Raw genomic sequence first — 8196 nt, forward strand, 5'->3', positions numbered from 1 at the left:
TAACGCCGCATGGCTCCCAAATAAGCATCCGCGGACCGAGCCGGTCAAGAATTCCGATCAAACTCGTTCTCAAGCGATCAGGGCGAGGCGCGTCCCGCCGTTCGACTATGATCGGGACGTGAGCGACACGCAGAGCGACGGCCGACGGCCGGTGTTCGCCGCGGAGCGCCGCCAGCGCATCCTCGAGCTGGTGCGCGCCAACGGCGCCGTGTCGCTGCGCGAACTGGCCCAGGCGGTGCGTTCCTCGGAGGTGACCGTCCGCCGCGACCTGCGCGCGCTGGAGTCCGAAGGCCTGCTCAACCGCCACCACGGCGGCGCCACGCTGCCCGGCGACCTGACCCGCGAGGCCGGCTACGCGCACAAGGTGACGCTGGAGTCGGCCGAGAAGGCCGCCATCGCCGACCTGGCCGCGGCGCTGGTCGAGGACGGCGACGCGATCGTCGTCGGCCCCGGCACGACCACGCAGGAGTTCGCCCGCAGGCTCACCCGTCACTCCGAGCTGGCCGTGGTGACCAGCTCGCTGCTGGTGGCCCAGGCCCTGGCGACCTCCCCGCGGGTCGAGGTGATGCTGACCGGGGGCACGCTGCGCGGCTCGATCCTGGCGCTGGTGGGCAGCGCCGCCGAGGGGTCGCTGGCCGGGCTGCGGGTGCGCCGGGCGTTCATCTCGGGCAACGGGCTGTCCGCCGAGCGCGGCCTGTCGACGCCGAACATGCAGGTCGCGGGCGTCGACCGGGCGCTGGCGGCGGCGGCCGAGGAGGTCGTGGTGCTCGCCGACCACACCAAGATCGGCGTCGACACGATGGTGCAGACGGTCCCGGCCGACCGGATCGACCACCTGGTCACCGACGAGCGGGCACCCGGCGAGGTGCTCGACGAGCTGGCCGGCCGCGGCGTCCGGCTGCACGTCGCCCACATCTGATCGAACGTGACGTTCTCGTTACTGGATTGTTTCCTGTCGCGACCACGATCGAGGCGGAGGCAACCGTGCTACAGGTGGCAGGAGTTCTCAAGGCGTTCCAGGGCGTCGTCGCTCTCGACCACGTCACGCTCTCCGTGCGCCCCGGCGAGGTGCACGCGCTGATCGGCGGCAACGGCGCCGGCAAGTCCACGCTGGTCAAGGTGCTGTCGGGCGTCCACCAGCCGGACGCGGGCGAGCTGCGCTACCTGGGCGAGCCGGTCCGCTTCGCCGGTCCGGCCGAGGCCAGGAGCGCCGGCATCGCCACCGTCCACCAGGAGACCAACCTGGTCCCGACGATGAGCGTCGCCCGCAACCTGCTGCTCGGCAGGGAACCACGGGGCCGGCTCGGGCTGATCGACTTCACCGCCCTGCACGACCGCGCCGAGCGCGTCCTGAGCGCGTACGGCCTGCGCACCGACGTCCGCCGGCCGCTCGCCGCGCTGGGCGAGGGGGCGCGCCAGCTCGTCGCGCTGGCCAGGGCCGCCTCCGCCGACGCCCGCCTGGTCATCATGGACGAGCCCGCGGCCGCGCTGGAGCACGCGGAGCTGCGGACGCTGTTCGGCGCCGTGGCCAGGCTGCGCGAGGAGGGCCGCTCGGTCGTCTACGTCACCCACCGGCTGGAGGAGCTCTACGAGATCTGCGACCGGGTGACCGTGCTGCGCGACGGCCGGGTCGTGCACACCGGGCCGCTGGCCGGGCTGGACCGGCGGCGGCTGGTCTCGCTCATGCTCGGCAGGCCCTTCCACCCGCAGCCCGCGCCGGCGGTGACGGGCGAACCGGACGTGCCGGCGGACCTGCCGGTGCTGGAGGCCGAGGGGCTGACCCGCCACCACGTGCTCGACGGGGTGTCGCTGGCGATGCGCGCGGGGGAGGTCGTCGGCCTCGGCGGGCTGCTCGGCGCCGGGCGCAGCGAGACCGCCCGGGCCATCGCGGGCGCCCTGCGGGTCGACGCGGGCCAGCTGACGGTGTCGGGCACGGCGCTCCGCAAGTGGTCGATCAGGAACGCGGTGCGCGCCGGCATCGGCCTGGTGCCGGAGAACCGCAAGACCGAGGGCATCGTCCCCACCCTGTCGGTGCGCGACAACATCGCGCTGGCCGCGCTCCCCCGCCTGTCCAGGGTCGGGATCGTGTCCGACGCCAGGATCGACGGCATCGTGGCCACGTTCATGAAGCGGCTCGGCATCAAGGCGGTCTCCCCGCACCAGCCGGCGGGCGAGCTGTCGGGCGGCAACCAGCAGAAGGTGCTGCTGGCCCGGTGGCTGGCCATGCATCCCAAGGTGCTGCTGCTGGACGAGCCGACCCGGGGCGTCGACGTGGCGACCAAGCTGGAGATGCAGTCCCTGCTGGACGAACTGGCCGTGGACGGGCTCGCGATCCTGCTGATCTCCTCCGACGTGGCCGAGCTGGTGGAGAACTGCGACAGCGTCGTGGTGCTGCGCGACGGCGCGATCACCGAGCGGCTGTCCGGCCCCGAGGTGACGGAGGACCGCCTGCTGGCGGCGCTGGCCAAGGACTAGGAGCCGTCACCTGTCCGTGCGCGGCGCACGAGGTCGTGGGCGGCCTGCGGCCACTGCCCGAAGCCGAAGGCGAAGCCGGCGTCGAGCAGCCGGCCGGGGACGACCCGGCGGCTCTTCAGCAGCAGTTCGGTGTCCGAGCGCAGTGCGAACGCGCCCAGCTCGGCCATCCACCTCGTCGCGGGCAGGCCCACCGGGATGCCCCGCGCCTGCCGCAGCACCCGCATGAACGCACGCTGCGGCAGCGGATCGGGGGCGGCGAGGTTCACCGGCCCGGCCAGGTCGTCGCGGGCGGCCAGGAACTCGACGGCGCGGACGAAGTCGCGCTCGTGGATCCAGGACACGTACTGGGCGCCGCCCGCGATCGGGCCGCCGAGGCCGAACCGCGCCAGCCGCAGCAGCACGTCGAAGACGCCGCCGCGGTCCGGGCTCATCACCATGGCGGTGCGCAGACCGACCTTGCGGGTGCGCGGGGTCGCGGCGCGCTCCTGCTCCCGTTCCCACGCCTTGGCGATCTCGACGCTGTAGGCCCAGTAACCCGGGACGCCGGGCTCGGCGCCGCCGAGCACGCCGGTCGCCTCGTCGTTGGCCGCGTCGAAGCGGTGGGCGTAGACGGTGGCGGTGCTCATCTGCAGCCACACCCGGGGAGGCCGGGCGGCGGCCGCGATCGCCTCGCCCACCACGCGGGTGGAGCGCACCCGCGACTCCATCATGGCCCGCAGGTTGGCCGGGGTGTAGCGGCAGTCGACGCTCCGCCCGGCCAGGTTGACCACGAGGTCGCTGCCGTCGATCTGCGCCACCCACGGCCCCGGGGTCTCGCCGTCCCAGCGGACCTCGCCGTCGCGCGCGGGCCGCCTGGTCAGGACCACGACGTCGTGGCCGCCGGCGGTCAGCGCGCGTCTGAGGATCGTGCCCACCTGCCCGGTTCCGCCGGGTATCACAATCTTCATCAGGTTTCCCCCACGTATGTGAGGCGAGCCTAGCGCGCCGCGTTGAACGCGTTCAAACCGCCCCTCGCAGGCGCGCTGGACGGTTCGGCACTACTCGGGCACGGCGTCGCCGGCGAGAGCGAGCGCAAGAATGCGAGGGCGTAGTAGTCAGGACTGCCATGCCGCCGAAGACGGCCGGCTCGGCGGCGTAGTCCCGCATCACGCCGTACCGTAAAGGCGCTTTGCCCTTCACGTAGCGCTTCGGTTTCGCCGGGGTCCCGACCCACCCTTTCCAGGTATTCGCCGAGGACTCCGGCTTTCGCGGCGAGCTCCGGAGAGGGGCCAGAGGGAGATTTCTTGGCGCTCGCGCTCAAGACGGCGAGGTTCACCTTGATCTCCGATTCCAGGGAGCGCGAGAACCGCGCCGGCAGACCAGGTGCCGGCGGCCGGCACCTGCGGCCCGCAGGCGTTCACCTGGCGTCTCTCGTGCAGTCGGCCTTCGCGTTGAGCTGACCAAGGCCCGGCCAACTCCTCGATCAAGGTGCCGAGATGTGCACAGGACAGGCCCCTGAAGGCAGAATGAGACAGGGCTGAACGGGCCACATCCAATGAACCCCACGGCCCTGTTCACATTCCGGCCCGACGCCTCGCTGATCGCACGCAACCGACGACGAGCTGGTCATCGGCACTGTGATACTCCTGGGATCAGGTCGAGTCTGGTAGCCCCTCATTCCTCGGGGGCGCGCAGTCCGACGCAGTCAAAGGCCCAAAAGGCCTCTGAGTAGACGAAGGTGCCCGTCATCCACGGCTCGTGAGCGGACAACCGGGCGACCTGGAACGCGGCTTCAGGGATACGCAGCGACGGTGAACGGAAGCCCGCCCCGCTGGCACCCTCGAAGCCACGCGTGCCGTAGTAACGTGGCGACCCCTCCAGGAATACCAACGGCACACCCTGGCTGTCGGCCGCCTCGAGGGCGTACGCGATGAGCTGAGTACCGATCCCCTGGCACTGAAACTCCGGGACCACGCCCAGCGGTGACAGGCACAGGACGTCCACGATCCGGCGCGGAGCGTCCACCCGCGTCGCGCTCAACAGGACATGCCCCACAACCCGGTCATCAACGGTAGCGACGAAGGACATCGACGCCAACGCAGCCTCCGCAACGCGAAGTGCCTCCACGAGCCCGGGAACCCGCTCGCTCTCGCCGAAGGCGCGCGTATGAACCTCGCGCACAGCTCGGTGATCATCAGCGGTCTCTTGCCGGATCACCAGTCCGCCGCCATCCGGAGCGATCCGGGAGCCTTCAGACGCATCGTGTGACATCATGCCACGAGGGTAGATCGCGGGGCGGCTCGCGCGAAACAATTACGCACCAGGTCGTTACGCCAGGTCTTCGCGCCGGACGCGAGCGTGGCCACGGCCCTCCTGTCGCGCACGTCGTGCGTCAGCAGCTCCGCCCGCGCCGCTCGTCGCAGTCCTCGTCCACCCACGGGATCCGCGCGAGGTGGCGGAGTCGGCGGCGCATCACCCAGTGCCACAGCCTCAGCCCGCCCGCGCAGTCATCCTCGCCGAGGACACACCCCGACTTCTCCGCAGAATGGGTGAGCGAAACGTAGAACAGCAAGGCCGGTGGCCAGTACGGTGCCTTCGCCAACGCCCAACGCTCTCTCGACGGCGACGAATTCTTCGTCAAGGCTGACATGAATTTCCCAGACACAGAAGGAACTCCCCTCATGACTGGTACTACGCCTTCGTCGTATCAGGCGAACGTCTGGCTGTCCTACCACCAGCTACAGATCCGCGACGCGAACGAGTTGGGTCCGGACTTCCCGGATCGTTTCGACAACGGCTTGATCACGGTGGCGGACAAGCCGGATGGCGCAACGATTCTCACAGGCATCTCCATCGGTCCTGTCGAGGTCACGGTACAGCTGACCGAGGAGCTTCCACCTCCCAATCTGGACAGCTGGGAGGAGATCGTCGAGGTCTCCATCGAATCAACGAGCGGATCACTCATCGTTTGCGGGCTAGATGGGGACCTCCCCAACCTGCCGAACCTTGCCTGGCACGGGAAGGGCTTCTACCGGCTCCGAGTACACGTGCGAGGGCGCGACACCAGGCCGGACGGTTCGGTCAGCGCCCCGGTTGAGCACTACCTCATCAGCTCGTCGCCGGCGGAGCCGCAGCCGGCCATGTCCATCAAGCACGCGGACATGTTCGGCACGGGGATCCGCCGGCGGCACGGATAGGCGCCTGGTTGTGGGAGCAGGAGTAGGCGTGTTCCTGCGACGCGACCGGGAAGGCGTCAATGACGGTCTCCGCCTTCGGCTGGAGGTCGTCGAGGCGGCGACAGTCGACGATCCGGGGTGCCTGAAACCGCTATTGCAAGGGTCGCGGCGGCTCGGAGCGGGTCGTTCTCGATTGGGATCCCGCGCGGGTGGCGAGCACCGCGTCGAACATCGAGATATTGCTGGTCATCGCCACGTGTATCGCCTCGTCGGCCATGCCACGGCCCCAGCCCTCCTCGGCCAGGACCTTGATCAGCACCCTCGCGCAGGTCGCCGTAGGCGCCGCCGTTCTGGACCGCCAACCGCTGATTGCCGGCCCGGTCTAGGAGGTGCGGCGCCCCCAGCGGGTACTCGGCGATGCCTCGGGGCTGGCGTCCAGCTTCGCCGGTGCGGTCACCGTCAACCGTCCGTGTAGGCGACGGCCGCGGTGATGCCCTTGCCATTGATGAGCGCGTGGTCGATCACCCGGGTCGCCAGCTCGCGTGAAGCCAACTGGGGTTGCGAGCAGCCTCACCAGCGACTCGCGGGGTTCTCAGCGAGCACGACCGGCCGGGCGGGAAGCGCGCCCGGCTCGTCCAGTTCCCCGAACTTGTTGACGACGCGGCGGACGATCGTCGTTTCGTCGTCGCCCGTGAGGTCGTCAAAGTGACGTCGAACAAGTACGGGGTGGCTGGGCGTCGGCCGGCGCCCAGCCACCCCGTCGATCGCTTCGACACTACTACGCCAGCGTGCTGCTCGACGCTGGCGAATCCGTTGAGGCCCTGGCCGAGTACCCCGGAGATTCGGATTCCCAGGTTTGCGCTCCGGACGTACACGCACCTCATGGCCGGTAGCGCCCCCCGGACCACGGTAGGTGATCGACGCCGCTCTCGGCCTGGCGGACCAAGGGGCCGGAACAGACCCGGAACGAACCTCTGAGTAGTCGAAGATTCGCCTGGTAGGGCGGCTGTGAACGTCAGTAGACCGAGATGTGCGGGTGGTCGTAGTGGTTGGCGGTGGCGCCGCCGCGGTCGGACATGTAGCGCCACGCCCCGGTCCGGACGTGCCAGATGCGCTGGCGGTAGATGATGTACATGATGCCGAGCCGCTTGGCGTTCTTGATGGCCCAGGCGGAGATGTCGTGGCCGCGCTGGATCTCGGCGCCCGTGGGCATGGCGCCGCCCCGGCTGAGCATGAAGTCGCAGGCCCGGCCCAGCGGGTGCTCGCCGCCGTCCTGGATCGCCCGGTAGCAGCCGATCCCGTACGGGACGTCGAAGCGCTTGTCGATGAGCGTCTTGACCAGCCGCATCCGGGGGGTGATGTTGTCCGCGCCGCCGGGCAGCTGCGGCAGCCAGGTGCCGTCGGTGCTGCGGCCGGGGGCCTTGTGGAGCTGGTCGATCTTGTCCCTGATCCGCTCGATCTGCTTCTCGGCCTTCTCGCGCCGCCCGGCGAGGTCGTCGACGCTGGTGGAGAGCTCCTCGGCGCGGGCGGCGGCCTCCTCCTGGGCATGCAGGTGACGGTCGCGGACCTCGGCGTAGCCGCTCAGCCTGGCCTGCTGCTGGGCGACCATGTGGTCACGCAGGGCCAGCCGGTTCAGCAGGTCGGCCGGGTCCTCCTCCTCGGCGACCAGCGTGAGCTGGTTGCGCCGGCCGCTCATGAACTCGGCGACGGCCAGTGTCCTGAGGAAGGTGGCCTCCCGGTCGTAGACCTCCTGGGCGGCCTCCAGCTTCTCGCGCGCGGCCTTCTCGGCCTTCTCCACCTGCTGCAGTTCACGGCGGCCGTGGTAGTAGTCCTCGATGAGCCGGTCCGAATCCTTGCGCAGGCCGGCCAGCTCCTTCTCCAGGCTCTTGACCGTGGGTTTCGGATCGGCGTGCCCGGCCGTGCCGGGGACGATCAGCAGGGCCGCCACGACGGCGAGCACCGCCGTGCGGGAACCGAGCGAGCCGCGCCGCCGTCCGGCGGGGGACGCAACCGCCACGCTTCTCCTTTTGCCCGAACCGCAGGGCGGGATCCGGTCAGGACGTAAATCAGGCCGGGGGTGCCCTCTATCGAGGCAAGATAGTAGGGGATCCTCCCTCGCGCCGGGCAATCGACGGATTTGGCAGGGGTCGGCGGCTCACCGACGGCCCGTCATGACGATCCCGGCGACCTGTCCCGGCGGGTCCTGCGGACCACGAGGTGCCGTCCCAGGAGCACGGAGCCGGGGACGAGCACGACGCCCAGCAGGCTGGAACCGAGCCCCAGGCCGACGTCGGCGTCGAGCAGGCCGTCGCCCTTGCCGCTGAGGGCCGGCACGTTCAGCGACACCTTGACCGACACCGACAGCAGCGGCTCCTTGCCCTTGGCGGGGGGCCGCGTGCTGGGCGGCGCGGGCGGCGGCGCGCCGCCCAGCGGGCCCGCGCTGAGCCCGCCCAGCCGATCGTGGAAGTGCCGCAGCCCGTCGACCACGGCGCCGAGCGGGAAGGGCTCCCGCAGATCCGGGCACACCGCCATCAGCACCTGCAGGCTGGGCAGGCCCGGGCTGGCG

General features: G+C 70.5%; 9 protein-coding genes. 3 read left to right on the top strand and 6 right to left on the bottom strand.

The features are described 5' to 3' along the window. The first annotated feature begins 118 nt into the window (after positions 1 to 118). A complete protein-coding gene (locus tag ADY59_RS32180; protein ID WP_197093960.1) occupies positions 119 to 919 on the top strand; it encodes a DeoR/GlpR family DNA-binding transcription regulator in 801 nt (266 codons plus the stop codon). Positions 920 to 993: 74 nt separating this feature from the next. Further along, the gene (locus ADY59_RS32185; RefSeq protein ID WP_082310567.1) at positions 994 to 2475 is read left to right on the top strand and encodes a sugar ABC transporter ATP-binding protein; all 1482 of its coding nucleotides are present in this window, start codon (positions 994 to 996) and stop codon (positions 2473 to 2475) included. On the opposite strand, the gene ADY59_RS32190 is transcribed toward ADY59_RS32185, so the two are convergent. The 3 genes from ADY59_RS32190 to ADY59_RS32195 all read right to left on the bottom strand — a co-directional run bounded on the left by ADY59_RS32190 (position 2472) and on the right by ADY59_RS32195 (position 4728). Next, a complete protein-coding gene (locus ADY59_RS32190; protein ID WP_049570122.1) occupies positions 2472 to 3422 on the bottom strand; it encodes an epimerase in 951 nt (316 codons plus the stop codon). The genes ADY59_RS32185 and ADY59_RS32190 overlap by 4 nt on opposite strands. 52 nt (positions 3423 to 3474) lie before the next feature. After that, positions 3475 to 3747, bottom strand: a complete 273-nt coding sequence (locus ADY59_RS54120) for a DUF7019 family protein (protein WP_442937758.1) — start codon at positions 3745 to 3747, stop codon at positions 3475 to 3477. Between the two features lie 381 nt (positions 3748 to 4128). After that, positions 4129 to 4728 carry a GNAT family N-acetyltransferase gene (locus ADY59_RS32195; RefSeq protein WP_197093962.1) on the bottom strand — a complete coding sequence of 200 codons (600 nt, stop codon included), beginning with the start codon at positions 4726 to 4728 and terminating at the stop codon, positions 4129 to 4131. A gap of 407 nt (positions 4729 to 5135) precedes the next feature. On the opposite strand from ADY59_RS32195, the gene ADY59_RS32205 reads away from it, so the two are divergent. After that, complete coding sequence (locus tag ADY59_RS32205) at positions 5136 to 5651, top strand: hypothetical protein (protein ID WP_049570130.1); 516 nt, start codon at positions 5136 to 5138, stop codon at positions 5649 to 5651. Positions 5652 to 5781: 130 nt separating this feature from the next. On the opposite strand, the gene ADY59_RS50485 is transcribed toward ADY59_RS32205, so the two are convergent. The 3 genes from ADY59_RS50485 to ADY59_RS51735 form a co-directional block, all read right to left on the bottom strand. Continuing rightward, positions 5782 to 5949, bottom strand: coding sequence for a hypothetical protein (locus ADY59_RS50485; protein ID WP_156325861.1), 168 nt, complete (start codon positions 5947 to 5949; stop codon positions 5782 to 5784). A 696-nt stretch (positions 5950 to 6645) separates the two neighbouring features. Further along, positions 6646 to 7647 (bottom strand): coiled-coil domain-containing protein, encoded by a 1002-nt coding sequence (locus tag ADY59_RS32210; RefSeq protein ID WP_049570132.1) that lies wholly within the window; start codon positions 7645 to 7647, stop codon positions 6646 to 6648. A 152-nt stretch (positions 7648 to 7799) separates the two neighbouring features. Next, on the bottom strand, positions 7800 to 8196 hold a 397-nt coding region (locus ADY59_RS51735), incomplete at its 5' end, for a hypothetical protein (RefSeq protein ID WP_197093963.1).

Origin of the sequence: Nonomuraea sp. SBT364 (assembly GCF_001083785.1) — a bacterium.
In the GTDB taxonomy this organism is placed as follows: Bacteria; Actinomycetota; Actinomycetes; order Streptosporangiales; family Streptosporangiaceae; genus Nonomuraea.

Bases quoted from the DNA above. Each gene is read 5' to 3' on its own strand.
- ADY59_RS32195 (WP_197093962.1), bottom strand. From the start codon at position 4,728: ATGATGTCACACGATGCGTCTGAAGGCTCCCGGATCGCTCCGGATGGC.
- ADY59_RS32190 (WP_049570122.1), bottom strand. From the start codon at position 3,422: ATGAAGATTGTGATACCCGGCGGAACCGGGCAGGTGGGCACGATCCTC.
- ADY59_RS32205 (WP_049570130.1), top strand. From the start codon at position 5,136: ATGACTGGTACTACGCCTTCGTCGTATCAGGCGAACGTCTGGCTGTCC.